Origin of the sequence: Arthrobacter sp. A2-55 (assembly GCF_025548615.1) — a bacterium.
Classification (GTDB): domain Bacteria; phylum Actinomycetota; class Actinomycetes; order Actinomycetales; family Micrococcaceae; genus Specibacter; species Specibacter silviterrae.
Genome location: NZ_JAJLOZ010000016.1, coordinates 1 through 26,445 on the forward strand (window position 1 = coordinate 1; position 26,445 = coordinate 26,445).

A 26,445-nucleotide genomic window follows, 5' to 3' on the forward strand; every position below is an offset into this window, starting at 1 on the left:
CCGGCAAGGCGCCCATCCATGCCGGCCAGCCGGGATTCCAGCAGAAGTTTGACCGCGACGGCGACGGGATCGGCTGCGAATAGCACCTCGCTGCCCGGTCACGAAAGACACTGGCAAGCCCACCAGTTTTGGCTAAAATTGAAGAGTGGGCACGCAGAATGATCCGCCGGTGGTCCCGGCGCTTTGGATTCGCCACGACAGCGACATCTTGCCGCTGTGGTGGGACCGGCTGTGCACGGAGATGGGCCCCGTGCCGGCGTCGCGCTATGCCGGCGGCCTCTTTGACCAGGACCGGCGCAGGCCCATCGCGCAGTGGTACAACCCCGCCTTGAACGCTGCCCTGCTGGTGGCGATCGAAACAGGCCCGGAGTGGCCCGTGCAGCGTTTCGCGGTGTTTTACGCCCCGCCCGGGCGCGGGTTCACCAAGGTCCACATGAACAACCACGAATGGTTCACCCGCACGCCCAAGAAATCGCCCACCGAAGAGGAGGCGTTTGCGGCGGCGGTCCGCTCCGCGGAGGAGTTCCTGCAGGTGGAAATGGACTTCATCTAAAATCCAAAAGCCATCCGCGCCGCCAGGAAGGCCATGACTACGGCGATTGCGCCGTCGAGCACCCGCCATGCGGCCGGCTTGGCGAACACAGGGCGCAGGAGCCTGGCGCCAAAGCCGAGCGCGCTGAACCACAACACACTGCCCAACACCGCACCGACACCAAACCACCACCGCAGCTCGCCGTGCTGGTTGGCCAGCGTGCCCAGCAGCAGCACGGTGTCCAGGTACACGTGGGGGTTCAGCCAGGTCAGCGCCAGCACCGTGGCCAGCACCGCCTTGCGGCCCAGCGCGCCCTGCCGCCCGGATGCCGTCAGGGTGCCGGGGCGGAAGGCCCGCCGGGCTGCGAAAACGCCGTAGGCCAGCAGGAAGGCCGCCCCGGCCAGGCGGATCACCACCACCACGGCGGGCGCGGCGCGGATCAATTCACCGATGCCGACGATCCCGGCGGCGATGAGGACCGCATCGCTGAGCATGCAGACCAGGACCACCAGGCCCACATGTTCCACGCGCAGGCCTTGGCGCAGCACAAACGCGTTTTGCGCGCCGATGGCAATGATGAGGGCCAGTCCGGCGCCGAGTCCGGTGGCCGCTGAGGACAGAATATCGAGTGGAGTCACATCACCGAAGCTACTAGGCTGGCCATATCAAGTACAGCTAATTGTTCTTGACATACATAAGGAACTCTAATGTTGAACTTTCAAACGGAGCAGCTGCGGACGTTCCTGGCGGTGCTTGAACACGGCACTTTCGACTCAGCGGCTGGCGAACTGCACGTCACGGCGTCGGCCGTTTCCCAGCGCATCAAGGCCATGGAGCAGGCAGCCGGGCAGGTGCTGCTGCAGCGCACGGCCCCCGTCCGGGCCACGGCTGCCGGCGTCGTGGTGCACAAGCTGGCCCGGCAGCTGCGCCAGCTGGAGTCCGACTGCGCGGCGGAACTGGGCCTGGCCGGCGCCCGCGGCACGGCGATTCCCATGGTGGTCAACGCCGATTCCCTCGCCACGTGGTTTGTCGACGCGCTGGCCGCCGTGCCGGAAGACGCAGGGCTCAGCTTTGAGGTGCTGCGCGAGGATGAGCAGCATTCGGCAGGCCTGCTTCGCACCGGGGAGGTCATGGCCGCCGTCACCGCCACGCCCGACGCCGTCCAGGGCTGCTCCGTTGCCCCGCTCGGCTCCCTGCGGTACCGCGCAGTGGCCTCCGCGGGCTTCATGGCGCGCTGGTTCCCCGGCGGCTTCCAGGCGCAGCGCTTTCCTGCCGCACCGGCAGTGCAATTTGACCGCACGGACACGCTGCAGGACAACTTCCTTGCCGCGTTGGCCGGCGTGCCCCTTTCCGGCCCCCAGCAGTTCATTCCGGACACCATCCAGTTCGCCCGCGCCGTGGAGCTGGGCCTGGGTTGGGGCCTGATGCCGGAACCGCACTGCCGCGCGGGCCTGCGCGCCGGAACCCTGGTGGAACTGGTTCCCGGCCGCATCACCCGGGTGCCGCTTTACTGGCAGCGATGGAAGATCCAGTCCCCCGCCCTGGACGTGCTGACGGCGGCTGTCACCACGACGGCGGCTGCCGCACTTCGGTAGCAGCCGCCTGCCGGCGGACCGCTGCCCCCATCTCCTCAACAATCCGGCGCAGAATGGGCCGCGGCGTGGCAAAGTTCAGCCGCACCCAGCCGGGTCGGCCGCAGGCGGCGCCGTCCACGAGGGCCACCCGGGCGTGGTCGCGGAAGTAGTCAGCCGGAACGGCCCCGCCCAGGGGAAGCGGGGTGCAGTCGATGAAGGCCAGGTAGGTCCCGGCCGGCTGGATGTACGCTGCCCCGGGCAGGTGTTCGCCCAGCAGCCCGCCCAGCAGCTGCCGGTTGCCGTCCAAATACGCCAGCACTTCTGCCAGCCAGGCACCGCCGTCCCGGTAGGCTGCGATGTTTGCCACCACCCCGGGAGTGCTGGGGCCGTGCTCCACAAAATGGCCCACGCCGGCCCACAGTTCGCGGTCCGCGGCGTTGGAAAGGATCATTTGCGCCGCCTTCAGCCCGGCCAGGTTCCACGCCTTCGACGCGGACGTGGCCGTCACTGTGTGGTTCGCCGCGGCGGGACTGACGGAAGCGTACGGAACGTGGGTGCCGCCGTCATACACCAGGGGCGCATGGATCTCATCGGAGAACACCCGGGCACCGTTCGCCGCAACGATCTCCGCAATCCGGGCCAGCTCATCCCGGCTGTAAACCTTCCCGAGCGGGTTGTGGGGGTTGCACAAAATGAGCAGGCCGCCGCCGGCCAGCGCCGCGTCGAGGGCGGGAAAGTCCAGCTCCCACCCCGAACCCGTCCGGAGCATGGGCACCGTGACCAGCTCCCGGCCGTACACCGCGGGCAGCTCCAAAAACGGCATGTAGGCCGGCGTGGGGACCACAATTTTGGCCCCCTGCGCGCTGAAATGCCTGACCGTCCACTCCAGCGCCGTCAGCACGTCGGCCACGGGCCGGATCCAGTCGGCCGGCACCTCCCAGCCGTGCCGGGCCAGCAGGAATTCGCTGCAGGCCGCCCCCATTTCGTCGATGAGGCCGCCGGGGAGATAGCCCACCAGCCCGCGCGCCACCGCCTCCTGCACGGCACCGGCAATGGGTGCCGCCAGGCCAAAGTCCATTTCCGCCACCCAAGCCGGCAGCCGGTCCTCAACGCCCGTCCATTTCAAGCTGCCGGCAGCACGCAGCTCATCCGCCGTGATGGCGTCAAACCGTGCCGACGCGTTCCGGGCCGTGCGCCCCGGCAGATCTTTCATGACGTGCTGCTCCTCTGTCACACTTGTGCTTGACCGAATGCCCTTGGGCACATCGTCCCACGACACCTAGGATTCATGCATGCCTCCTCCCGTTGCCAGCCACGGTGCCGAGCCGTCCCGCCGCCGCAACCAGCTGGTCCTGGTGGCTGGCCAGTTGCTGTCCGGCGTAGGCGTTGCCTCCGGCATTTCCGTGGGCGGCATCTTGGCCGCGGAGCTGGCAGGCACCACGGCGGCGTCCGGCTTTGTGCAGACGGCCTCCACCCTGGGTGCCGGGCTGGTGGCGGTCCCGCTGGCCAATTTGGCCGTACGGGCAGGGCGCCGCTGGGCGCTGAGCACGGGCTTCGCCCTCGGCGCTGCGGGGGCCGCCCTGGTGCTCCTGGCCGCCACGCTGGGCGAGTTCTGGCTCATGGCCGTGGGCATGCTGCTCTTCGGGGCGGCCAGCGCCTCAGGACTGCAGGCGCGATACGCCGCCGTGGACGGGGCCCCGCCCGAGAAGGCCGGCCGGGCCATGGCGATCGTCATTTGGGCCACCACCGTGGGTTCCGTGGCAGGCCCCAACCTGTCCGAGCCCGGCCGCCAGCTTGGCATCCGCCTGGGCATGGTGCCGCTGTCCGGCCCGTTCCTCTTCTCCCTGGTCGCATTCATCACGGCGGCGCTGGTCATCGCCACGTTTTTCCTCGGGGCACCCAGCGCCGGCGGCGGGCCCCTCCCCTCCCAGCCCCCGCAGGACAGGCACGACGCCGGGAAGCCGGGTGCCGCCGTCGTCCCTCCCGGGCGGTCCAGGCCTCCGGCGCGGGGCAAGACTGCCGGGCGGAGCAAAGTTTCCGGGCGGGGCCGGGCTTCCAGCCAGCACGGAGCGTGGGCCGCCCTGCGCCTGGCCGCCCGCAAGCCGCGCGCCCTCTTTGCCCTCGGGGCGGTGACGGGCGGGCACATGATCATGGTGGGCGTGATGGTCATGACGCCGGTGGCCATGAACGCGCACGGACACTCGCTGGAGATCATTGGCATCGTGATCAGCCTCCACATTTTGGGGATGTATGCCGCCAGCCCCGTGTTTGGCTGGCTCGTGGACCGCGTGGGCGCCTTCCATGTGGTGATGCTCGGTTGCGGCATTTTCCTAGCCGCCATTGGGCTGGGCGCGGCCGTGTCGGACAGCAGCAACCCGCTGTTCATGTCGATTGCACTCACCACGCTGGGGCTGGGCTGGTCCGCCTGCCTGATCGGCGGCTCCTCCCTGCTGACCCAGTCGGTGCCGGAGGACATCCGGGTGCCGCTGCAGGGCGCCAATGACATGATGATGAACTTTGGCGCTGCCGGGATGGCCGCCCTGGCCGGTCCGGTGCTGGCTGCGGGCGGCTTCTTCTGGGTCAACATTGTGGCGCTTGCCGTGTTGGTCCCCATGGTGCTGCTGGGGCTGCGGGCGCGCAGGGTCGCCCCGGAACCCGTCTCCGAGGACATGGTCGACGCCAGCTAAGGGGTGCCGGGGCATGTGGATTAAGTCCGATCTGAACCAGACCAGCGATGAGCGGAGCGTTGCAAGTCTCAACGTCAGTGGCGGGGCGTAACCTTGGTCCGGTGGCAGTGAACATGACAGGACCCTCTCGGGTCGTGATGATGTGCGGGCCAGGTGGTGCCGGCAAGACCACATACGCCAAGCGCCTGGAACGCGAGGGCTGGACGCGTTTGTCGTTCGAGGTGGAGTTCTGGGATCGCGGAATCACCACGATGCCCTCCGCCGAAGTGGTCGCCGAGGTGGCGGCAGACCTGAAGTTGCGCTTGCTGCGCCATGTCGCGGCGGGGAACGATGTCGTGCTCGACTTCGGATTCTGGTTCCGGCGACAACGCGATGAGTTCCGCATGCTGCTCGCACCGCAGGGGATCGTGCCGGAGACTGTTTACATCGCGACGAGTCTTGAGACCATCCTGAGCCGGGTCGGTGACCGACACGGCAGCCGGGCGGACGATTGGCCGCTCACTGAGCAGACGGCGACGGAGTACTTCGGGCGGTTCGAGCCGCCGACACCCGGGGAGGGGCCGCTCGAGGTCGTCCGCTACGGCGTGTGAGCCACGTCCGTCTTGGTCCAGATCAGCGTGGCAGCGAGGGTGACCGCGGCACGGCAGCCAGCCTCAGGTGGGCGTGTACCCCTACGGGCCAAAGGCGGAGGAGCAGCGCAGCCGGAAGATCGAGGGAGGCAGGTAGTGCCCCGGAGTCCGCTTCCGAGGGCATGGTCGACGCCGGCTGAGGGGTGCTGTTTGGCCAAAAATAGTTATCCACAGATTTGCCGCTTTCAAGCACCGGCGGCCGGAAATGTCAGTGCCCGGACGTAGAATAGAGGTACAAAGAAAATATATTCCACTGAATTCTTGGGGAATATATTTTCTGATATTGACCAGATGATTCTCAAGGCGGGTGGGAAGCGTGGCGGCACCGGAATGGTTGGAACAGGACAACGGCAGCGCGGTTCCCGGCCCCGCCCGTGCCACCGGCGCGCAGCAGCCCCGCCGCCCAGGCCAAACCACCCCGGGCCAAACCACCCCGGGCCAAAGGACTCCGGGCCAGACCACCCCGGGCCAGACCACCCCGGGACAGGGGCTGCCGTTCGCATCCGCGGAAGCGACGTCCGGAGTGCCCCTGGCAGCCCCGGAACCGGCATCGGGGACCCCGGGTGTGCGGCCGGGGTTCGCCGGGGCCGCGGTGTCGTCCGGGCAGGGCTGTTCCGTGCTGGTGTCCACCGCCGGGCTCCTGCTGGAGCAGTGTGCGGGGGCGTTTGACCCTGTCGTGCTGGCCCAGCTGGATGCGGCCCTGGCGCACGAGCTCGCCGCGGGGGCGTGCCGGCGGGCCGAGGACGCCGCGGCCCGGCTCGGCCAGCAAATCCGTGCCGGCGCCCCGGCGGGAAACCTCGCGGACCTGGCCCACTACGTCTCCGCCGCCAGGGGAACGGCCACGAAGGCCCAGTCCCAGGCTGCCGCGGCCACCGACGTCGTGCTGGCCCTGGGCGGCACCACCGGTGCCGGGCCAACAGACCCGGCACCCGTGCCGGGGGCCGGCAAGCCCGCGGGCCGTGGCTTAGCAGCTTCCGGAGGAACGCGCCGCGCCACCGGCGGCGGGCAAACAGCCGGCCCGTCCGCGATCCCGGACCGCACGGCAAACGCCACTGCGAACGCCACGGCGAACGACACGGCAAACGACACGGCAAACGGCGCGGTGAATGGTGCGGTGAATGGTGCGGCGGCTGCCCGTGGGCCCGCCGGCTATGACGGGGCGGTGGTGGCCGCGGTGGACCCGTCCGCCCTGGTGGACGTGATCGCCCGGCTGGAGGAGGTCAAGAATGCCGCGGCCGCCGCGCAGGCCCAGGCCGAGGCAGTGTTCATGGCCCAGCAGCGCCTGTCCCAGGCCCGGGCCGGGGTGGTACGGGAGAAGCTGGGCAAGGGCGTGGCCGAACAGGTGGCCCTGGCCCGGCACGAATCCGCGGCGCGCGGCCGGCAGCTGTGCGGCCTCGCCCAGGTGGTGGTTAGGGAGATGCCGCACGCCATGGCCGCGTTCAGCGCCGGAATCCTCAGCGAGTACGGGGCCGGGATCCTGGCCCGCGAGACCGCCTGCCTGACCTTGGAGCACCGGGCCGCCGTGGACGCGCTGGTGTGCGCCGACCAGGACCGGCTCGCGACCATGGGCAACCGGGAACTCGGGGCCGCGGCCAAAAAGGCCGGCCTGGCCCTGGACCCGGCCGCGGTCGCCCAACGGTATGCCCGGGCCGAATCGGAGCGCTACGTCTCCCTGCGCCCCGCCGCGGACGGGATGACCCTGCTCACCGCCCTGCTCCCCCTGCGCCAGGGCGTGCGGGCCCTGCACCTGCTGACCAGGATCGCCGACGCGGCCAAGGCCGCCGGCGACGAACGCGGCACCGGCCAACTCATGGCCGACACCCTCCTGCACCGCCTCACCCGCCACGACCCCTGCACCACCGACACCCCCGAAACCGACAACATCCCAGAACCAGGCAGCACAGCCGGCACCGCAGGCACTGCCGGCGGTGCCGGGGCCGGGGTGCCCGGGAACCGGTTGTGCACCACGGTCTCCGAGCCCGACGTCGCCCTGGAACTGGTCATGACCGACCGCGCCCTCTTCGACGGCGCCAGCGACCCCGCCCTCCTCGTCGGACACGAACCCATCCCGGCCCCCGCAGCCCGCGCCCTCGTCTACGGCACCCCAGACGGCGGCCCACCGGCGGCCCCTCCCGGCGGACCACCGGCCGGACAGCCCGCCGGACAGCCCGGCGGGCAGGCGCCAGGGCAGCCCGGCGGACAGGCGCCAGGACAGGCGCCGGGCGCCGGACCCGCCTTTTCACCCAGGGTGTGGCTGAAACGGCTGTTCACCCATCCGGAAAGCAACGCCCTGCTCGCCATGGACTCCAAGGGACGCCTCTTCCCCGAGGGCATGAAGGAGTTCCTGCGCCTGCGCGACCAAACCTGCGCCACACCCTACTGCGACGCGCCCATCCGCGAGTACGACCACATCAAGTCCTGGGCCGCCGGCGGGGAAACCAGCATCGCCAACGGCCAAGGACTCTGCACCGCCTGCAACCAGGCCAAGGAAGCACCCGGCTGGACCACAACCACCAACCAAACCAACACCACCAGCGAAACCAGCACCACCGGCGAAACCAGCCAAACCACCGTCACCACACCCACCGGCCACAGCTACGTCTCAACAGCCCCACCCCTCCCCGGCCCCACACGCAGGCAACGCACCAGACAGAGATGACAGGGACGGCGAGCCCTAGCCTTGCGCTGTTGAGGGCGCGGACTGTGCCTGCGTACTGACCCAGCTCGCCAGCAGCTTCAGCGCATCTGCCGTGGGGGTTCCGGCCGCCGCGGTATACACCAGCATGGTCAAGCCGGGGTCGGAAGGGAACTCCATGGCCTCAAAGTTCAGCTCAAGGCTGCCCACCACGGGATGGTGAAGTTGCTTGAAGCCGGTCCGGTGGAAGCGGACGTTGTGGGCAGCCCAGCGCTGGCGGAACACCTCGCTGCGGGTGGACAGTTCGCCGATCAGCTCCGTCAATGCAGCGTCCCGCGGGTTTTTGCCCGCCTCGAGCCGGAGCATGGCGGCAATGTCGTCGGCCGCCCGGTCCCAATCAGTGAAAAAGTCCTTCGACGCCGGATCCAGGTAGATGAACCTGGCCGTGTTGGGCGGCTGCCGGGGATCGGCCAGCATGGGCGCGTAGAGGGCCCTCGCCATGGGGTTCGCCGCGAGCATGTCATGGCGGGCATTGCGGATCCAGGCCGGCGCGTCGGGAATTGACTCCAGCACCTGCATCAGGCTGGGGCGCACCTGTCGGGGTAATGGCCGCCGTCGTACGGGTTGGGCTGAAACCGACTTCCGGGCTAAGTCGAACAGGTGGTCGCGTTCGGCGTCGTCCAGGGCCAGGGCGCGTGCCACGGATTCCAGCACGACGTCGGACACCCCCGCCAGGTTGCCGCGCTCCATGCGCACGTAGTAGTCGATGCTGACGCCGGCCAAGAGGCAGACCTCCTCCCGGCGCAGCCCCTTGACCCTGCGGTGGCCGCCATACGCGGGGAGCCCGGCCTGCTCAGGGGTGATCCGGGCCCGGCGACTGGAGAGGAACTCCCTGATCTCGGTCTTGTGGTCCATGCGACCCAGCCTACGCTGGCCGGCGCGGCCCAGGGAGGCACTGCCAATACCTGTATTGGCAACCTCGTCCATGCCCGGAAGATGCCGGGAAGTGGCTGGGATGTGGCCGGGGCAGGCACGGGGGATAATTGGGGGAGCGGTGGCACGTCCACCCACGCCTGCAATCGAAGGAAGCCAATGTCTGCGCTGAAACAACAGCTCAAGTCCGACGTCGTCACCCACATGAAATCCGGCAACAAGGTGGCGCTTGCCACCGTCCGCAACGTTCTGGGTGAAATTGAGACAAAGGAGAAGGCGGGCAAGGCACCGGTCGAGCTGGACGAGCTGCAGCTGACCTCGCTGCTGCAGAAGGAGGCGGCCAAGCGCCGGGAGACGGCCCACATTTACGACGAAGCGGGGGAGTCGGATCGGGCTGCTGCCGAACTTGCCGAGGCTGAGGTCATTGAGGCTTACCTGCCGCAGCCGCTGTCCGAGGACGAGGCCCAGGCAATTGTGGAGGAGGTCATCGCCGGCCTGGAAGCCGCCGACGGGCCCCTGACCATGCGCCAGATGGGGCAGGCCATGAAGCCGATCACGGCCAGGATTGCCGGGCGCTTTGACGGCAAGGCTGTCTCCGACATGGTTCGCAAGCACCTGGCGTAGCGGCGTCCCGCACCGTCCGGCGGCAATCGGGTGCTGCCGGAACCGTGACCATTTATGCTTGCGCTGTACCAACCACGCCGACGGCATCCCCATCGAAAAATCGGCCGCCGAAAGCTAGCCCGCCTGACCGCTTACTGTGCGGCACCCCTCCAGCAGCAGGTCCAGGCCGAAGGCAAAGGCCGCGGCATCAGCGGAGGCGTCAACGATTCCGTCCAGCACGCCCGCGTCGATCAGCCCGGCACGGGTCTGTTCGTCGGTAACGGTGCCCAAAATGTAATGAACCAGGGCAGTGCCTGCCCATTCGGCCTGGGCTTCCGGCAGCCCGGCACCTGCAAAGCTGGCAGCCAGGCTGTGGAGGGCTGCGAGCGCGCCAGGATCCAGGGCATGCGTCAACGCAACCACTTCGGCGCCGTCGCGCACAGCCAACAGCGCGTTCCGAATATCCTTGGCTGCCTGCCGGATGCCTTCAATGGAGGCAGCCACGCCGCCCGTGGAGAGACCACTGCCGTCTCCGATGGGACCACTGCCCCCGCTTCCGCCACTGTTCCGGGAAACCTTGCCGTCCACCTCCTCAACACCAGCCGGCGCCAGGATCATGACAGACAGGACGCCCAGCAGGTCCTGCTTGTTTTTCACGTGCCAGTACAGGGCGCCCGGCTGCACGCCGAGGTCGCGCGCCAGCCTGCGCATCGACAAGTCGGCCAGGCCAAAGTCGCGCAGAATTCCATAGGCGGTGTCAATGACCTGCTCACGCGTCAGCGGCATAGGGGGGACCCTCCAAAGTCTCGGTGCCGGTTGGCACACCACCCATTTTGCCCCATGTGAGGCCTGCCCGATGCCCTGTCGGGGCCCTGGCAATTGCGCATGCTGATAGCGGCTGCATGACGGCCTCATTTGACAACAGCCCCGCCAATTTTGATACTTGAACAGTGTTCAATTACTTCCAAGACCTCGCCGACCGCCAGCTGTCCGGCGCCACCCTGACCAGCCAGGACGCACTCGCCGTCCTGGAATCCACCGACGCCCAGCTGCTGGACGTGGTGGCCGCCGCCTCCCGTTTGAGGCGCGCCTACTTTGACAATAGCGTCAAGGTCAACTACCTCGTCAACCTCAAGTCCGGCCTGTGCCCCGAGGACTGCACCTACTGTTCTCAGCGGCTCGGCTCGGCAGCGCAAATCCTCAAGTACACCTGGCTCAAGCCGGAAGAAGCCCTGGCCCAGGCTGCCAGCGGCATCGCCGCCGGCGCTTCCCGCGTGTGCCTGGTGGCCAGCGGAAAGGGCCCCACCGACCGCGACGTGGACCGCGTGGCCGGCATGGTGGATGGCCTGAAGGACCAGCACCCGGACGTTGAAGTCTGCGCCTGCCTGGGCATTCTCAAGGACGGCCAGGCCGAGCGCCTCAAGGCCTCCGGGGTGGACGCCTACAACCACAACCTGAACACCAGCGAAGCCAGGTACCAGGACATCTGCTCCACCCATGAATTCTCCGACCGCGTCCGCACCGTGGAACACGCGAAAAGTGCCGGACTTTCCCCGTGCTCGGGCCTGATCGTCGGCATGGGTGAGAGCAACGAGGACCTCGTCGACGCCGTCTTCGCACTCCGCGAGCTGGACAGCGACTCCATCCCCGTCAACTTCCTCATGCCCTTCGACGGCACCCCCCTGGAAGGCACCTGGCTGCTCACGCCCGCCCAATGCGTGCGCATCCTGGCCCTGGTGCGCTTCGCCTGCCCCGCAGCGGAAATCCGCATGGCGGGCGGCCGCGAAATGCACCTGCGGTCCCTCCAGCCGCTGGCCCTGAACATCGCCAACTCGCTGTTCCTCGGCGACTACCTCACCAGCGAGGGCCAGCCCGGCCAGGCCGACCTGGACATGATCGCCGACGCCGGCTTCACCGTCCTTGGCCAGGGCGCCCCGCCGCAGTCCGCAGGCGCTTCCATGCACGACGCCGGTGCCTCCCCGGGCGCGCCGGTTGCCCCGGGTGCCCTCCCGGCCATCCGCCGGCGCGGCGCCGGCACCACGGTGGCGCCGAATGCCTAAGGTCCGGACCCCTTCCCTCGTGGAGCGGGACCGCGGGCTCCTCTGGCACCCGTATGCCCCTCTCGACGGGCCGGCACCCTATGCTGTCACATCGGCGTCCGGAACCAGGCTCCACTTGCAGGCCGCTGATGGCACCAACTTCGAGGTGGTGGACGCCATGAGCTCCTGGTGGTCTGCCGTCCACGGCTACCGGCACCCTGAGCTGGACGCAGCCCTGTCCCGCCAGGCAGGCCAGTTTTCCCATGTCATGTTTGGCGGGCTGACCCATCAACCCGCCGTCGAACTGGCGGAGAGGCTCGTTGACCTGGCCCCTGACGGCCTGGCGCATGTCTTCCTGGCCGACTCGGGTTCCGTGTCCGTTGAAGTCGCGCTCAAGCTGGCCGTGCAGTACCAGCGGGCCACCGGCCTGCCGCGGCGGACGCGCTTTCTGGCGCTGCGCGGCAGCTACCACGGCGACACCTTTGCGGCCATGAGCGTGTGCGACCCCGTGGACGGAATGCACGCGGAATTTCCCCGCATGGTCGCCGAACAGCTGTTCCTGCCCCGCCCGCCGCAGGCGCGGCTGGTGAACGGCGAACTGCTCTCCGACCCCCACGAGGTCCACGCCTGGATTGCTGTCCTGGAAGACACTGTCCACAGACACCGGGAGGAACTTGCGGCCATCATTGTCGAAGCCGTGCTTCAGGGCGCCGGGGGCATGCACATTTATGCCCCCGAATGCGTCCGTGCCGCCCGGCGCGTGGCCAGCGAGCACGGGCTGCTGCTCATCCTGGATGAGATCGCCACGGGGTTTGGACGCACGGGAAAGCTGTTTGCCGCCGAATGGGCCGCCGTCACCCCCGACATCATGTGCGTGGGCAAGGCCCTGACCGGGGGATACCTGACCCTCGCAGCCATGCTGTGCACGCGCGCGGTGGCGCTGGCCGTCACCGATTCCCCGCTTCGCGCCCTGCTTCACGGGCCCACGTTCATGGGCAACCCGCTGGCCTGCGCCGTGGCTGTTGCTTCCCTGCAGCTGCTTGAATCCAGCGGCTGGCAACAGCAGGTGGCTGCCCTGGAGTCCGGTCTGCATGCCGCCCTGGCCCCGGCCGCCGGGCTGTCCTCCGTGGCCCATGTCCGGGTGCTGGGCGGCGTCGGCGTCATTCAGTTGAACGTGCCCGTGGACGTGGCCGCCGTGACGCGCGCCGCCGTCGAACACGGCGTGTGGGTGCGGCCATTCCGCGATCTTGTCTACACCATGCCGCCCTATGTCAGCAGTGCCGGCGATGTGGCCGCGATCGGTGCCGGGCTTTGCACGGCTGTGGCCCGGGTGCACGGCTGATGCGCGCCCCCGCCATGGAAGAGTGGCTGCAGGGCCGCGCCGACGTCCGCGCGCGCCGCGGCCTGGTCCGAAACGCCGTCCCGGCGGAGCCGCTTCTCGACCTCGCCTCCAATGACTACCTGGGGCTGTCCCGCGACCCCCGCGTGGTGGCCGCTGCCTGCGAGGCACTGAAACGACACGGCGCAGGCGCCCGGGCCTCCCGTGTTGTGACCGGCACCCTGCCTGTCCACGTCCACCTGGAGGAACAGCTGTGCCGTCTCACGGGGGCGCAGTCAGCCCTGGCGTTTTCCTCCGGCTACACGGCGAACCTGGGCGTGTTGACGGCCCTTGGGGGCCCCGGCACGCTGCTGGTCCTGGACGCGCATGTGCATGCGTCCGTGCTGGACGCGGCCCGGTTGTCGCGTTCACCCGTCGTGACGGTGCCCCACGGCGACACGGCCGCTGTCCGGACCGCGCTGGCCGAAAGGAACCAGCCACGCGCCGTGGTGGTTGTTGAGTCCCTGTACTCCGTGCTGGGCGACGCCGCCTGCCTCACGGCACTCGCGGCCGCGTGCGCCGACCACGACGCCTGGCTCCTGGTGGACGAGGCCCACGGGATCGGCGTTGCCGGCGGCGGCAGGGGTGCGGTCCATGCCGCCGGGCTGGCGGGTGCCCGCCATGTGGTGCTCACGGTGACCCTGTCGAAGGCGCTGGGCGCACAGGGCGGCGCCGTCCTGGGACCGGCGGTGCTGCGGGAGCACCTGGTCAACACGGCCCGTTCCTTCATTTTCGATACGGCCCTGGCCCCTGCTTCCGCCGCGGCCGCGGCAACGGCGGCCGCCATCGTCCTGGCGGAGCCCGAGCTCGCCGCCGCACTCCACCGGAATGCACAGCTGCTGGCGGAGCTGTGCATGATTGAGCTCTCGCCCGGCGCTGTCCAGTCGGTCCCCATGGCTTCCGCCGGGGCCGCTGCCGCGGCTGCCGCGAGCCTGCGCTCCCACGGTGTGCTGGTCGGCTGCTTCCGCCCGCCGAGTGTCCCGGACGGGATCTCCCGCCTGCGGCTGGCTGCCAGCGCCGGGCTGTCTCCCGGCGGCATTGCACGTGCGGGGGCGCTGGTCCGGCGGGCCGTCGAAGGGACGCTCACCCACGCCACAACCGTCCATGCATTCGGGGAAAGGACCCTGTCATGAGCTACCACGTGGTCGGCAGCCCCGCCGTGGTCCGGGAGGCGATGCGCCGCACGGACGACTTTGCCCCCAGCAACGCCCTGACCTCCGTGGTGCCGCTGACCCCGGCCGCCCTGAGGATCCTGAGCCGGGCCCGGTTTGCCCTGCCGCCGGTGCTCGCCTCGGCATCCGGGGAGCAGCACCGGGCGGTGCGGACGCTGGTGGGCCGCTTCTTTACGCCGGCCAAGGTTGCCGCCGTCGGGCCCCGCGTCAAGGAACTGGCCCGGCAGCGGCTGGCCGCCACCGCCGCAGCGCTGGAAAACGGCCCAGTGGACCTGGCCGACTCGCTGGCCCGGCACGTTCCGCCAGTCATCATGGCCGGGCTCACCGGCCAGGACAACCCGCCGCTGGAGGTGCTCAAGCAGTGGAGCCGGGACTCGCTGGAACTGTTTTGGGGCTGGCCTGACGCCGACCGGCAGCTGGAACTGGCCCGCAGCGCCGCCGACTTTTATGCCTGGCTGCGGGCGGAGGTGCTGGCCAGCAAGGGCAGCCAATCGCTCTTTGGCGTGCTGCAGGAGGCCGGGCTGTCCACGGCCGAAACGTGCTCGCTCGGGTACTTTTTGGTCATCGCGGGGCAGGAAACCACCTCCCAGCTGATCAACACGGCGCTGTACCGGGGCATCGAAGCAGGAACCCGGGGCCGCCCCGACGGCCGGCGGTGGGCTGACCTTGCCGACGCGGACGCCGCCAGGGCCCATGTGCGCCACGTCCTGGCCACGGAATCCTCGGTCCACACCTGGCGCCGGTCTGCACTTCGTGACACTGTCCTGGACGGCGCGGCGTTGCCGGCGGGTGCCGAAATCCTGCTTGAACTCTCCGGCCGGCACCCGGTGGACGTTGCCCCCACGGCCTATTCGCTGGCTTTCGGCCACGGGCTGCACCGCTGCCTCGGGGCCAAACTGGCCGAGCTGGAGACCGTGCTGGTGGTGCAGGCCGCCGCGCGGGCACTGCCCGCCCTGCGCCTGAGCGGCCCGGAACCCGCGTGGCTGCGCCTGCTCTCTTTCCAGACACCCCTGTCCGTCACCGCCGAAAGGACCTCACCATGATCCGCCTGCCCCTGCATTTTTCCGCCGTCACCGTGGTCACCGGCACGGACACCGACGTCGGCAAGACGGTCACGACGGCGGCCCTCGCCTCCGCACTGCTCGCCGACGGCCACTCGGTGGCCGTCTACAAGCCGGTTCAAACAGGTGTTGCCGGCAACGAAGCAGGCGACGCAGCGGAAGTTAAGCGGCTGTCCGGTGCGGCAACGGCGGAGGAAGGCATCCGGCTGGCCCGGCCCATGGCGCCCGTACCGGCGGCCGCCCTGGAGGGGCGGATCCTGCCCACGCTGGCGGACCACGCAGCAGCCGTCCGGAGGCTGGCCGCCACCCACCGCCACGTGCTCGTGGAAGGTTCCGGCGGGCTGCTGGTGGAGCTCGACGGCGATGGGCACACCGTCGCGGACCTGGCCGCAGCGCTCGGAGGGGGAGTGGTGGTGGTGTGCCGCAGCGGACTGGGCACACTCAACCACACCATGCTGACCCTGGAGGCCCTCACTCACCGGGGGCTCACGGCCGCCGGGCTGGTGGTGGGCTCCCTGCCGGACCAGCCAAGCATGGTGGAGCGCAGCAACCTCGACTTCCTGGAGGCGTTGCCCATTCCGTTGCTGGCCTGCCTCCCGGCGGGCGCCGCTGCCCTGGAACCGGCAGAATTCCGGCGCCTGGCTGCCCGAGGTAGCTGTGCCGAAGTTTTCCACCACTCTGCCGGGCTTGATCCCGTGTAGCTCCACAGGTGCCCGCGAGTGGAAATCACTGCTTGCCAATCACCGCCCGCAGGAGTGAACTGGAGTCAGGGCAACAACTGCATTTCAATGGGAGCGGTGGGGCCCTGTGCAAGCACGTTGACCAATCTGGAGGAGGATTCCATGTCCACTGCAACGCTTGAGAAGAAGGCCGTCCACCGCTTTGTCTACCATGTCCGTCCCTGCGAGGGTGCCGACGGAATGAAGTGGGAGCTCCACCAGTTCCGCACCACCTTGCACGAGCAGTTCCACACGCAAAAGGAGGCCGTCGCGGCCGCACACATGAAGTGTGGCGAGCGGCCCTCCCACATTGTGATGCACGCCCTCGACGGACACACCTACCGCGAGTACGACGTCAACTAACCGGTACAGGCAGGGGCACCGCCACGTGGTGGCGGTGCCCCTGCCTGCTGCTGTGTGGACCTATCCGCGGCGCCGCTTCCGCCTGGCCACGCACACGGCCAGTGCCAGGGCGCCCAGGATCCCGAGCAGGGCCGGCGCAAAGCGTTTTGCCAGCACCGGCCACACGGCCGCACCCAGGTCAAGCTCGGCCGCCGGTGCCGCTGGCGGCAGGTGTTTCGCGGCGGGCTTGGGAGCGGCGGCTTTAGGAGTATCAGTCCCGGCTCCGGCTGGCTCCGGTGGCTCGAATTCCGCAGGCTCCGGCGGTTCGAATTCCGGCGGCTCCGTTGGTTCGGATTCCGGCGGCTCGGCAGCCTGGCCGGCCTTGCCGATGACACATTGCACAAACTGCTCCAGCAGCTTGTCCGAGATGTCCTGGATGACTCCGCGGCCAAACTGGGCCGGCTTGCCCGTGACGTTCATGTCGGTGGAGACGTCAACGGTGGTTCCGCCGCCGCCGTCGTCCGACAGCACGGCCGTCACGGTGGCCCCGGCAGTGCCGTTGCCCCGCTTGTCCTTGCCCTGAGCCTCGATGACCACAGTGTGGGTGGCGTCGTCACGGGAGAGAAACTGGCCAGTGCCTGCATACATCATGGCAATGGGGCCCAGCTTGACCTTGACGGTGCCGGTGAAGGCATCCCCCTCCACGGAGGTCAGCACGGCCCCCGGGAAGCAGGGGGCAATGTCCTCCAGCTGGTTGAAGGAGTGCCATGTTTCCGCCAGCGAACTGGGGACGGTGAAGTGGTGCTTGAGTTCCATCGCTGCCTTTCAGTCCTGTTCCTAGAGTCCGACGGCGGCCAGCACGGCCCGCGTGGCAAGCACCTGGGCCAGGTGCTTGCGGTATCCGGCGTCACCATTGAGGTCGCTGGCCGGCTCGGTGCCTTCGCCCGCATGGGAGCACGCAGCCGTGATGGCCTCGACGGTCAGGGGTGCCCCGGCCAGGGCCGCCTCCACCCCTGTGGCGCGCAGCGGGGTGCTGGCCATGTTCGTCAGCCCGATCCGGGCCTCGGCAATGCCGCCGCCCTCCACCCGGACCAGCGCGGCCACGGCCACGATGGACCACTGCTGTGCCACGCGGGTGAACTTTTCGTAGTGCGAACCCCATCCGGTGTACTTGGGCACCTCGATGCTGGTGAGGATCTCGCCCTCCTCCACGGCCGTGGTGAAGTAGCCCTGGAAGAAGTCGGCAGCATCAACGCGCCGCTCCCCGCCGGGCCCTGCAAGCACAAACGTCGCTCCGGTGGCCAGCACGGGAGCCGGCATGTCGCCGGCAGGGTCCGCGTGGACCAGGGCGCCGCCAAAGGTTCCGCGGTGCCGCACTTGCGGGTCGGCCACCGTGGCCGCGGCCTGCTGCAGCAGCGGCAGGTGTTGGGCCACCAGTGGGTCGGTGGCCATCACGTGGTGGGGCGTCATGGCACCGATCACCAAGGAGTTGCCATTGTCGGTGACGCCGGAGAGCCCGCCGATCCTGCCCAGGTCAACAACCAGGGAGGGATCGGCCATGCGCAGCTTCATGACCGGGATCAGGCTTTGCCCGCCCGCCAGCACCTTGACGTCATTTCCGTCGGCGGCCGCCTTGGACAGGAGTCCCAGGGCCTCCTCCACGGTGGCTGGGGCTGCATAGTCAAATGCGCTCGGGATCATTGCACACCTCCGGTGGTCTCGGCTTCCTGCAGGGCGTGCCACACCCGGGAGGGCGTGCACGGCATCTTGATGTCCTTCACGCCCAGGTGGCGCACGGCGTCAAGTATGCCGTTGACAATGGCCGGCGTGGAGGCGATGGTGCCCGCCTCGCCAACACCCTTGGCACCCAGCTGGTTGCTGGTGGCCCGGGTTTCGGTGCGGTCAGTGATGTAGTGCGGCAGGTCCGGGGCACTGGGGACCAGGTAGTCCACAAAGGAACCGGTCACCAAGGTGCCTGCGTCGTCGTAGACGGCTTCCTCATACAGGGCCTGGGCGATGCCCTGGGCCAGGCCGCCATGCACCTGGCCTTCCACGAGCATCGGATTGACCACCACCCCGACGTCATCGACGCAGACATATTTGAGGACGTTGACCTCGCCGGTTTCCGTGTCCACCTCCATGGCCGCCAGGTGGGTGCCGTGCGGGAAGGAGAAGTTCACCGGATCAAAGGTGGCCTCGGAATCCAGGTTGGGCTCCACGCCGTCGGGCAAGTTGTGCGCGGCGAATACCGCCAGGGCAATTTCGCCCAACGCGGTTGACTGGTCCGTGCCCTTGACGGTGAACGATCCATTGGTGAATTCAAGGTCGTCCTCGCTGGCCTCCATCAGGTGCGCGGCAATGACCTTGGCCTTCTCAATGACCTTGTCCGCCGCGGCCAGCACTGCCATCCCGCCCACGGAGAGTGAACGGGAGCCGTAGGTGTCCAGGCCCCTCTGGGACACCTGCGTGTCGCCGTGAAGTACCTCAACGTTTTCAAACGGCACGCCCAAACGGTCGGCCACCAGCTGGCTCCAGGCCGTTTCGTGGCCCTGCCCGTGCGCCGATGAGCCTGTGACAACTTCCACATTGCCTGTGGGCAGCACCCGCACTTGGGCATGTTCCCAGCCTCCGGCCCCGTAGCTCAGCGAACCCAGCACCCTTGACGGGGCCAGTCCGCACATCTCCGTGAACGTGGAGACCCCGATGCCAAGCTGCACCTTCTCTTTGGCGTCGCGGCGGCGCTTTTGCTCGGCACGCAGTTCCTCGTAGCCGAAAAGCTCCACTGCCTTCGCCGTGGCGGCCTCGTAGTTGCCGGTGTCGTACTCCAGCCCTGCGACGGTGGCGAACGGGAACTCGTCGTGCTTGATCCAGTTCTTCTCGCGCAGTTCCAGCGGGTCCATGTTCAGCTCAACCGCGAGCTCGTCCATCATCCGCTCAATGGCGAACGTGGCTTCCGGCCGCCCGGCGCCGCGGTAGGCGTCCGTCCACGCCTTGTTCGTGAAAATGTTGTGGCACTCGAAGTGGTACGAGGGGAACTTGTAGATGGAGTTGTACATGAACGCACCCAGGATGGGGACGCCGGAGGTGACCAGGCCCAGGTAGGCGCCCATGTCTGCCAGCAGGTCCACGTGCAGGCCCGTGACAATGCCGTCCTTCGTGGCGCCGATCTTCAGCCGCTGCACCTGTGCGCGGCCGTGGTGCCCCGCCTGCAGGGATTCACTGCGGGTCTCGGTGTACTTGACAGGCTTGCCCATGCGCCGGGCCGCCAGCAGGGTGATGACCTCTTCCGGGGTGACCTGCAGCTTGCCGCCAAATCCGCCGCCCACGTCCGGGGCCACGACACGCAGCTTGCTTTCGGGGATGCCCAGCGTCAGCGCCAGCATGAGCCGCAGGATGTGGGGGATCTGGGTGGCGCTCCACATGGTGATCTGCTGGCCGGTGGGGTCGACCACGATGGACCGCGGTTCCATGAACGCGGGGATGAGCCGCTGCTGGTACAGGGTGCGCTCCACGACCACATCGGAGTTGGCCAGTGCGTCCGCATTGGCCGTTCCGGTGCCGGCCTCACCGGAGTCAAACACCCACGTGGCGGACTTGTTGGACTCCAGTGACGTGTGCGCCAGCACCTTGTCCGTGGCAGCCTCCTCCAGGTCCATGACCACGGGCAGCTCCTCATAGTCAACGTCCACCAGTTCGACGGCGTCCCGGGCGGCGGCCACGCTGCGGGCAATCACGACGGCCACAACCTCCCCGGCAAAAGCCACCTCGTCCACCGCGATGGCCGGGTGGGCGGGCGCCTTTTGGTCCGGGGTGATCGGCCAGGCGTTCGGCAGGCTCCCCTGCTCCCCGGCAACGTCGGCGCCGGTCAGCACGGCGAAAACACCGGGGGAGGCCTTGGCTGCGGAGACGTCAATGGCGGTGATCCTGGCGTGGGCGAAGGGGCTGCGGACCATGGCCAGGTGCAGCATGCCCGGCAGCACCATGTTGTCCGTGAAGCGGGACCGGCCTGTGATCAGGTGTGCGTCCTCCTTGCGCAGGCGGGCGGTGCCGATCTCAGGGCGGGTTTCTGCCGTGGCGGTCATGACACACCTGCCGTTTCGGCGTTTCCGTCAACCAGTGACTCGGCCACGGATACGCCGGAGTCGCCGTATTCCACGCCGTCGGCCACGCTCTTCACGGCGGCCACGATGTTTTGGTAGCCGGTGCACCGGCACAGGTTGCCTTCCAGGCCCTCGCGGATCTCCGTCTCCGTGGGGTGGGGGTTTTCCTTCAGGAGGGAGGTGGACTGCATGATCATGCCCGGGGTGCAGAAGCCGCACTGCAGTGCATGGCACTGGTGGAATGCCTCCTGCATGGGGGCCAGCTTGCCGTCCTGGGCGAGGCCCTCAATGGTGGTCACCTGGTGCCCGTCGGCCTGGACGGCGAACATGGTGCACGATTTCACGCTCACACCGTCCAAATGGACGGTGCAGGCGCCGCAGTTGGTGGTGTCACAGCCAATCAATGTGCCCGTCTTGCCCAGCCGTTCGCGGAGGTACTGGACCAGCAGCAGCCGCGGCTCGACGTCGTCGGTGTACGTGACGCCGTCAACGTCAACGCTAATGGATTTGGAACTCGGCATTGAGATCTCCTCATCGTTTCGGGAAACGTGCACGACTGCCCGCCTCCAGCCCTGATGTGAGCCACGTTACCCCACCGGGGGGCTTTTAGTTAGGGCACTTTCGAATCCACGGCCGGGTCCCCGTGCGCCCCGTCAACCAGGGGTTCGTGGTGGATGCGCACGTCCATGTGGCTGAGCCGGGTGCCCTTTCCGCCCCACCGGAGGGAAATGATCTCCGCGGCAATCGAGACAGCGGTTTCCTCCGGCGTGCGCGATCCCAGGTCCAGGCCGATGGGGCTGGAGAGACGGGACAGCTCCGCCTCGGTCAATCCGGCCTCGCGCAGGCGCCCCAGCCTGTCGTCGTGCGTGTTGCGCGAACCCATGGCGCCCACATACGCCAGGTCATGGCGCAGCGCCACCTCCAGCAGCGGGACGTCGAACTTCGGGTCGTGGGTCAGCACGCACACCACGGTGCGCGGGTCCACCTGGCCGGCGTCGAGCTGTGCCTGCAGGTACCGGTGCGGCCATTCCACCACCACCTCGTCGGCCACGGGGAAGCGGGCCTTGGTGGCGAACACGGCGCGGGCGTCGCACACCGTCACCCGGTAGCCCAGGAAGCTGCCCTGCCGGGCCACGGCGGCGGCAAAGTCAATGGCCCCGAACACCAGCATGCGCGGCTGCGGGGCAAAACTGGCCACAAACACGCGCATGCCGTCGCCGCGGCGCTCGCCGTCCGGGCCGTACATGAGCGTGGTGTTGCGCCCGGCGGCCAGCAGCCCCTGGGAGTCGTCGCTGACGGCGTGGTCGGCGCGGGAGCTGCCCAGCGTGCCCTCAAAGCCGTCGGGGCGCACCACCAGGTGCCGGCCCAGCCAGGCCGGATCCGGATGTTCGATCACCGTCACCACCGCCACGGGACGGTCGGCTGCCACGTCGTCGGCCACGCCCTGCAGCTCCGGGAACGTGGCCAGTGAGACGGGTTCGACAAAGACATCCATGATGCCACCGCAGGTCAGGCCCACCTCGAAGGCGTCATTGTCGGTGATGCCATAGCGCTGCAGCACGGGAGAGCCGTCCTCCACCACCGCGGTCGCCAGCTCGTACAGGGCGCCTTCCACGCAGCCGCCCGAGACGGAGCCCACCGCCCGGCCGTCGGCGTCGACCATCATCGACGCCCCCGCGGGCCGGGGCGCCGACCGGAAGGTGCGCACCACGGTGCCCAGCCCCACGGTGTGCCCGCCTGCCACGGCCTCGAGCAAATCCTTCAACACTTCACGCATTGCCCATCACATCCAACAACTCCTCAAAACCCTTCATCGAGTGGCCCCCCATAAAACAGTCAACGTGCGCCAGGACGGCCTTGATTCCCTGCTGCACCGGCTCGTAGCCCGATTTCCCACGGTGCGGGTTGGACCAGATGACGGCCCGGGCCACCTGGTGCAGCCGCTCCACCTGCCGGCCCAGCAGCGCCGGGTCGCCCCGCTCCCAGCCGTCACTGGCAATGACGACGACGGCGCCCCTCGCCACCGCGCGCTGCCCCCAACGGTTGTTGAAGGCCCGCAGCACCTCGCCCAGGCGGGTGCCGCCGGACCAGTCCGGGACGGCGCGCCCGGCCTGCTGGAGCGCCACGTCCGGGTCCGGAGCGCGCAGCGCCGCCGTCACACGGGTCAGCCGGGTGCCCAGGGTGAACACTTCCACCTGCCGCGGCGCCGCAGCCACCACGCAATGGGCCAGGCGCAGCAGGCTGTCCGCATACGGGGCCATGGAGCCGGAGACGTCGATCAGCCACACCAGCCGCCGCGGCTTCCGGGGGGCCTTGGCCAGGCGCAGCGGGCCCGGTTCCCCGCTCCGGCGCAGCTGGTCGCGCAGGGTGCGGACCCTGTCCACATCCCCATGCGGATTGAGCTTCTTCCGCCGCGTGCGGCGGGTGGGCAGGCGAACCTGCAGCTCGCCGAACATGCGGTTGAGGCGGGCCCGGTCGGCGGCGTCCAGCGTGGCCACGTCGCGGTGCCGGAGCAGCTCGAGCCGGCTGGCCACGGCGTGCACCGGGTCCTCGCCGTTCCCGGACGTGCCGGCGTCGTCCTCCAGCGAGGCTTCCCTGACCGTGGTGGGGGCACCCTGGCTGGCCTGCGGCGGCGCGTGGTGCGGTGCAAACCAGGCCTCAAACGTGCGCTGGTAGGTGGCCAGGTCCTCGGGGGCGCCGCAAAGGGTGGCCCGGCCCGCCCAAAAAACATTGCCGCGCAACAGCATCGGCTGGCCCATCGAAAGCCTGGCAGCCGCATCGACAAAACTGCGGGCCCGGTCCGCCGTCACCCGAACGCCGGCCGCGCGCACGGCGGCGGCGAAGGCCAACAGGATTTCCTCGGCACTGTGCCCGGGCGGGCCCGCGGCCTCAAGGATGGCTGAGCGCTCCGGCATGCATCAGCCCAGCATTCTGGCCAAGGCCGCCGTGACACGCTCCGTGTCCTCCCGGTATTTGCACAGGGCGCCAATGCTGGCCGCGGCGGAGGCAAGGTCCAGCTCGGCCCGGCCCAGCTGGTGCAGGGCGCGGGCCCAGTCAAGGGTCTCTGCCACGCCCGGCGGCTTGAGGATGTCGTCCGTGGCGCGGATCTGCTGAACCACCCGGACCACCTGCTGGGCCAGCAGGGCCGGCACCTCGGGCAGGCGGGTGCGCACAATTTCCACCTCGCGGGCCAGGCCGGGGTGGTCGATCCAGTGGTAGAGGCAGCGGCGCTTCAAGGCGTCGTGGAGGTCGCGGGTCCGGTTGGAGGTCAGCACCACCACAGGCGGCGTGGCGGCCTTGACGGTGCCGAATTCGGGGATGGAAACCTGGTAGGTGGAGAGCACTTCCAGCAGGAATGCCTCAAATTCGTCGTCCGCCCGGTCAATTTCGTCAATGAGCAGCACTGCCGGACTCTGTTGGAGGGCCTTCAGGATGGGCCGTGCCAGCAGGAAGCGCCCGTCATACAGGGAGCTCTCCAGTTCGGCGGCACTGAGGCCGCCTCCGCCGCGGGCCTCAACGCTGCGCAGGTGCAGGATCTGGGCGGTGAAGTCCCAGTCGTAGAGCGCCTGGGAGGCATCGATCCCCTCGTAGCACTGCAGCCGGATCAGGGGCAGGGAAAATGACTCTGCAATGGCCTCCGCGAGCGAGGTTTTGCCCGTGCCGGGCTCCCCTTCGAGCAGGAGCGGGCGCTCCATGGCCAGGGACAGGTAGCCGATGGTGGCCAGGCCTTCATCGGCCAGGTAGCCGGTGGAGGCCAGCATGGCAGACAACTTTGCAGCGGACTCAATGGACGTCTTCGTCATGGCACCAGCATAGGGCCACGGGCGGAGTGACGGGCCGGCCGGTCGCCGCAGAGCGGTCAGGTCTTGGGCGGGCGGAGCCCGCGAAACGCCGCCACCAGCCCCTTTTGCGTGGACTCCGGCAGCTCGTCCGGGGTGACTGCACCCAACAGCCGGACGGTGTGGCTGATTTGCGCCAGGTAGGTGCTGCAGCCGGGGCAGGTGGCCAGGTGTTCCTCAAGGGCTGCCGCCGTGGAGGGGGCGAGGGCCCCCTCAAGGTAGTCGGTGAGCATTTCGACCACCTGTCGGCAGGTCAGCGGGCTGGACGGTGTCATGGTGCCGCCTCCCGGCCGCCGTAGTAGTCTTCGAGCAGCTGGCGCAGCTTGGCCCTGCCGCGGTGCAGCAGCACCCGCTGGTTGCTGGCACTGATGCCGAAAATATCACACACGGCCCCGGCGTCAAGGCCGTCCACGTCGCGCAGTTCCACCACCGTGCGCTGGCGCAACGGCAGCTCGCGGAGGCACCGGGTCACCAGGGTCAGGGCCTCCCCGTCCAGGGCGAGCTGTTCCGGACTCCACGCCACGGGAGCGCCGGCTGTGGTCCAGCCGCCGGCCCACGGATCCTGGCTGCCCCGGAACCGTTGCGGATCGACGGTTCCGCCGCCGTCGTCCAGCTGGGACCAGGCCAGCTCCCTGGCTTCCGCGGCCCCATGCCGCCGGCCCACGTTGCGGGTGATCGCGAGCACCCAGGTGCGCAGGGTGGAGCGCCCTTCGAAGCCCTCCAGGCTGCGGCAGACCTGCAGCCAGGTCTCCTGCACCACGTCCTCCGCCGAGGTCCGCGTCGCCACGAACCCCCGCGCCACGTGCAGCATGAGAGGTGAATAGGCGGCCACGATTTCAGCGAAGGCCGCCTCGTCGCCGGCAATCAGCCGGGCGGCCAAGGCCAGCTCGGTGGGTTGCAGCGCCGGCTGGATTGGGGCGGGTTTCAGTGCGGACATGCTGGGCCCGTGTAACGAATCGGCGGTCCGGCGCACTGATCATGCAGTGAAACCATAATCTGAGGAGATCACATGTTCACTGACCATGCAACCATCAAAAAGATCGCCCTGGGTGCAGCCGCCGCGGCCGCAACCTTTGGCGCCGGACTACTGGGGGCCGTGCCGTCCGTGGCGGCCGGCCCTGAATGGCACGGGTCCCCGGCCGGTGCCGTGTTCGTCCAGAACAATGGCGCCGCCGGCAACTCCGTGACGGTTTTCGACCGGTCCGACGCCGGCACCCTGACGCGGGCGGGAAGCTATGCCACGGGCGGGCTGGGCGGCGCGGAAACAGGCGCCGCCGTGGACCCGCTCGCCTCCCAGGGTTCGCTGACCTTCGACTCCCCGGCCCAATTGTTGTTCGCAGTCAATGCCGGCAGCAACACAGTGACCGTCTTCAAGGTCCACGGCGACCGGCTGCAGCTGCGCGAGGTCCTGCCCAGCCGGGGCTTGTTCCCGACGTCGGTGGCCGTCAGCGGAGGCCTGGCCTACGTCCTCAACGCCGGGGGCCAAGGATCGGTCTCCGGATTCCGGGAGGTGGACGGCCGGGTTGTCCCGCTGCCGGGTTCCACCCGGACACTGGGCCTGGGCAACGCGGACGTGCCCGCTTTCCTGCAGGCCCCCGCGCAGGTGGCAATCAGCCCTGACCGGGCCCACCTGGTGGTCGCCACCAAGGCGCACAACACCTTGGACGTCTTCAGCTTGGGCCGCTCCGGTGAGCCGACGGCGGCGCCCGTGGTCACGCCGTCGGCCGGGGCTGTGCCCTTCGCCTTGACGTTCGACGCCGGCGGGCGCCTGCAGGTGGCCAACGCGAGCGGCAGTGTCTCGGCCTACCAGCTGCGTGCCGGGGGCGGGCTGAGCCTGGTGTCCGGGCCGGTAGCCAACGGCCAGGCCGCAACGTGCTGGACCACCAATGCCCGCGGCTACCTGTATGCGGCCAACGCGGGCAGCGCCACCATCACCGGTTACCGGGTCGGTGCCGGGGGCGGGCTGAGCCTGTTGCAGCCAAGCGGGGTGTCCGCCACAACCGACGCCGGACCGGTGGACATCGCCTCCACTGCCGACGGCCACTTCCTGTACCAACTCGCCACGGGGGCCGGTGCCATTGATGAATTCTCGGTGGCACAGGACGGAACATTGGCCAGCGTGGGTGCAGTCACGGGGCTGTCGGCGGACAACGGCTCCGGCATGGAGGGCATTGCCGTGTCCTGAGTTTGCCTGGCGTTGCC

General features: G+C 68.9%; 27 protein-coding genes. 14 read left to right on the forward strand and 13 right to left on the reverse strand.

All coding sequences use genetic code 11. The features are described from left to right. Window positions 1–14: 14 nt before the first annotated feature. Both LPN03_RS20925 and LPN03_RS06405 read left to right on the forward strand, forming a co-directional pair. A complete protein-coding gene (locus LPN03_RS20925; RefSeq protein ID WP_410468569.1) occupies window positions 15–83 on the forward strand; it encodes an excalibur calcium-binding domain-containing protein in 69 nt (22 codons plus the stop codon). Window positions 84–145: 62 nt separating this feature from the next. Next, a complete protein-coding gene (locus LPN03_RS06405; RefSeq protein ID WP_262453588.1) occupies window positions 146–553 on the forward strand; it encodes a hypothetical protein in 408 nt (135 codons plus the stop codon). On the opposite strand, the gene LPN03_RS06410 is transcribed toward LPN03_RS06405, so the two are convergent. Then, complete coding sequence (locus LPN03_RS06410; RefSeq protein ID WP_165183670.1) at window positions 550–1,170, reverse strand: LysE/ArgO family amino acid transporter; 621 nt, start codon at window positions 1,168–1,170, stop codon at window positions 550–552. The two genes, LPN03_RS06405 and LPN03_RS06410, sit on opposite strands and share 4 nt — an antisense overlap. A 69-nt stretch (window positions 1,171–1,239) precedes the next feature. Between LPN03_RS06410 and LPN03_RS06415 the strand changes: the two genes are divergently transcribed. Beyond that, on the forward strand, window positions 1,240–2,127 hold the full coding sequence (locus LPN03_RS06415; RefSeq protein ID WP_262453589.1) for a LysR family transcriptional regulator ArgP: 888 nt from the start codon (window positions 1,240–1,242) through the stop codon (window positions 2,125–2,127). Here LPN03_RS06415 and LPN03_RS06420 read toward each other — a convergent pair. Then, window positions 2,096–3,319, reverse strand: a complete 1,224-nt coding sequence (locus tag LPN03_RS06420; RefSeq protein ID WP_262453590.1) for a MalY/PatB family protein — start codon at window positions 3,317–3,319, stop codon at window positions 2,096–2,098. The genes LPN03_RS06415 and LPN03_RS06420 overlap by 32 nt on opposite strands. A 79-nt stretch (window positions 3,320–3,398) precedes the next feature. Between LPN03_RS06420 and LPN03_RS06425 the strand changes: the two genes are divergently transcribed. The 3 genes from LPN03_RS06425 to LPN03_RS06435 all read left to right on the forward strand — a co-directional run bounded on the left by LPN03_RS06425 (window position 3,399) and on the right by LPN03_RS06435 (window position 8,081). Further along, entirely contained in the window at window positions 3,399–4,793 is a 1,395-nt protein-coding gene (locus tag LPN03_RS06425; RefSeq protein WP_262453591.1) for an MFS transporter, read from the forward strand. A gap of 101 nt (window positions 4,794–4,894) precedes the next feature. Continuing rightward, a complete protein-coding gene (locus LPN03_RS06430) occupies window positions 4,895–5,383 on the forward strand; it encodes an AAA family ATPase (protein WP_262453592.1) in 489 nt (162 codons plus the stop codon). Window positions 5,384–5,738: 355 nt separating this feature from the next. Next, a complete protein-coding gene (locus LPN03_RS06435) occupies window positions 5,739–8,081 on the forward strand; it encodes an HNH endonuclease (RefSeq protein WP_262453593.1) in 2,343 nt (780 codons plus the stop codon). 15 nt (window positions 8,082–8,096) lie between these two features. Here LPN03_RS06435 and LPN03_RS06440 read toward each other — a convergent pair whose 3' ends face one another. Then, entirely contained in the window at window positions 8,097–8,972 is an 876-nt protein-coding gene (locus tag LPN03_RS06440) for a helix-turn-helix transcriptional regulator (protein ID WP_262453594.1), read from the reverse strand. A gap of 177 nt (window positions 8,973–9,149) precedes the next feature. Between LPN03_RS06440 and LPN03_RS06445 the strand changes: the two genes are divergently transcribed. After that, window positions 9,150–9,614: a GatB/YqeY domain-containing protein gene (locus LPN03_RS06445; RefSeq protein WP_165182581.1), complete on the forward strand. Its 465-nt coding sequence runs from the start codon at window positions 9,150–9,152 to the stop codon at window positions 9,612–9,614. 114 nt (window positions 9,615–9,728) lie between these two features. Here LPN03_RS06445 and LPN03_RS06450 read toward each other — a convergent pair whose 3' ends face one another. Further along, a complete protein-coding gene (locus LPN03_RS06450) occupies window positions 9,729–10,379 on the reverse strand; it encodes a TetR/AcrR family transcriptional regulator C-terminal domain-containing protein (protein ID WP_165182580.1) in 651 nt (216 codons plus the stop codon). Between the two features lie 164 nt (window positions 10,380–10,543). Here LPN03_RS06450 and bioB point away from each other — a divergent pair, with 164 nt between their 5' ends. The 6 genes from bioB (at window position 10,544) to LPN03_RS06480 (ending at window position 16,325) form a co-directional block, all read left to right on the forward strand. Beyond that, window positions 10,544–11,653, forward strand: coding sequence for a biotin synthase BioB (gene bioB, locus LPN03_RS06455; protein ID WP_262453595.1), 1,110 nt, complete (start codon window positions 10,544–10,546; stop codon window positions 11,651–11,653). After that, window positions 11,646–12,974, forward strand: a complete 1,329-nt coding sequence (locus tag LPN03_RS06460; RefSeq protein ID WP_262453596.1) for an adenosylmethionine--8-amino-7-oxononanoate transaminase — start codon at window positions 11,646–11,648, stop codon at window positions 12,972–12,974. Before bioB ends, LPN03_RS06460 begins: the two co-directional genes overlap by 8 nt. Further along, window positions 12,974–14,143 carry an aminotransferase class I/II-fold pyridoxal phosphate-dependent enzyme gene (locus tag LPN03_RS06465; RefSeq protein WP_262453597.1) on the forward strand — a complete coding sequence of 390 codons (1,170 nt, stop codon included), beginning with the start codon at window positions 12,974–12,976 and terminating at the stop codon, window positions 14,141–14,143. The genes LPN03_RS06460 and LPN03_RS06465 overlap by 1 nt, the downstream gene beginning before the upstream one ends. Next, window positions 14,140–15,225 carry a cytochrome P450 gene (locus LPN03_RS06470; protein ID WP_165182576.1) on the forward strand — a complete coding sequence of 362 codons (1,086 nt, stop codon included), beginning with the start codon at window positions 14,140–14,142 and terminating at the stop codon, window positions 15,223–15,225. The genes LPN03_RS06465 and LPN03_RS06470 overlap by 4 nt, the downstream gene beginning before the upstream one ends. Continuing rightward, a complete protein-coding gene (bioD, locus tag LPN03_RS06475; protein ID WP_165182575.1) occupies window positions 15,222–15,944 on the forward strand; it encodes a dethiobiotin synthase in 723 nt (240 codons plus the stop codon). The genes LPN03_RS06470 and bioD overlap by 4 nt, the downstream gene beginning before the upstream one ends. A 141-nt stretch (window positions 15,945–16,085) precedes the next feature. Beyond that, window positions 16,086–16,325 carry a DUF2188 domain-containing protein gene (locus LPN03_RS06480; RefSeq protein ID WP_165182574.1) on the forward strand — a complete coding sequence of 80 codons (240 nt, stop codon included), beginning with the start codon at window positions 16,086–16,088 and terminating at the stop codon, window positions 16,323–16,325. A gap of 60 nt (window positions 16,326–16,385) precedes the next feature. Here the strand turns inward: LPN03_RS06480 and LPN03_RS06485 are convergent, their stop codons facing one another. From LPN03_RS06485 to LPN03_RS06525, 9 genes are all read right to left on the reverse strand, one after another. Further along, window positions 16,386–17,120 carry an SRPBCC family protein gene (locus LPN03_RS06485; RefSeq protein WP_165182573.1) on the reverse strand — a complete coding sequence of 245 codons (735 nt, stop codon included), beginning with the start codon at window positions 17,118–17,120 and terminating at the stop codon, window positions 16,386–16,388. Between the two features lie 21 nt (window positions 17,121–17,141). After that, complete coding sequence (locus LPN03_RS06490; protein ID WP_165182572.1) at window positions 17,142–18,005, reverse strand: FAD binding domain-containing protein; 864 nt, start codon at window positions 18,003–18,005, stop codon at window positions 17,142–17,144. Next, entirely contained in the window at window positions 18,002–20,386 is a 2,385-nt protein-coding gene (locus LPN03_RS06495; RefSeq protein ID WP_262453598.1) for a xanthine dehydrogenase family protein molybdopterin-binding subunit, read from the reverse strand. The genes LPN03_RS06490 and LPN03_RS06495 overlap by 4 nt, the downstream gene beginning before the upstream one ends. Next, window positions 20,383–20,925, reverse strand: a complete 543-nt coding sequence (locus LPN03_RS06500) for a (2Fe-2S)-binding protein (RefSeq protein WP_165182570.1) — start codon at window positions 20,923–20,925, stop codon at window positions 20,383–20,385. Before LPN03_RS06500 ends, LPN03_RS06495 begins: the two co-directional genes overlap by 4 nt. An 89-nt stretch (window positions 20,926–21,014) precedes the next feature. Next, window positions 21,015–22,181, reverse strand: a complete 1,167-nt coding sequence (locus tag LPN03_RS06505) for an XdhC family protein (protein ID WP_262453599.1) — start codon at window positions 22,179–22,181, stop codon at window positions 21,015–21,017. After that, window positions 22,174–23,319: a vWA domain-containing protein gene (locus LPN03_RS06510; RefSeq protein WP_262453600.1), complete on the reverse strand. Its 1,146-nt coding sequence runs from the start codon at window positions 23,317–23,319 to the stop codon at window positions 22,174–22,176. Before LPN03_RS06510 ends, LPN03_RS06505 begins: the two co-directional genes overlap by 8 nt. A gap of 3 nt (window positions 23,320–23,322) precedes the next feature. Beyond that, a complete protein-coding gene (locus LPN03_RS06515; protein WP_165182567.1) occupies window positions 23,323–24,207 on the reverse strand; it encodes an AAA family ATPase in 885 nt (294 codons plus the stop codon). 56 nt (window positions 24,208–24,263) lie between these two features. Next, on the reverse strand, window positions 24,264–24,518 hold the full coding sequence (locus LPN03_RS06520) for an anti-sigma factor family protein (RefSeq protein ID WP_262453601.1): 255 nt from the start codon (window positions 24,516–24,518) through the stop codon (window positions 24,264–24,266). Beyond that, on the reverse strand, window positions 24,515–25,180 hold the full coding sequence (locus tag LPN03_RS06525; protein ID WP_262453602.1) for an RNA polymerase sigma factor: 666 nt from the start codon (window positions 25,178–25,180) through the stop codon (window positions 24,515–24,517). The genes LPN03_RS06520 and LPN03_RS06525 overlap by 4 nt, the downstream gene beginning before the upstream one ends. A gap of 72 nt (window positions 25,181–25,252) precedes the next feature. Here LPN03_RS06525 and LPN03_RS06530 point away from each other — a divergent pair, with 72 nt between their 5' ends. Continuing rightward, window positions 25,253–26,428, forward strand: coding sequence for a lactonase family protein (locus LPN03_RS06530; RefSeq protein ID WP_165182564.1), 1,176 nt, complete (start codon window positions 25,253–25,255; stop codon window positions 26,426–26,428). The last annotated feature ends 17 nt before the right edge of the window (window positions 26,429–26,445 follow it).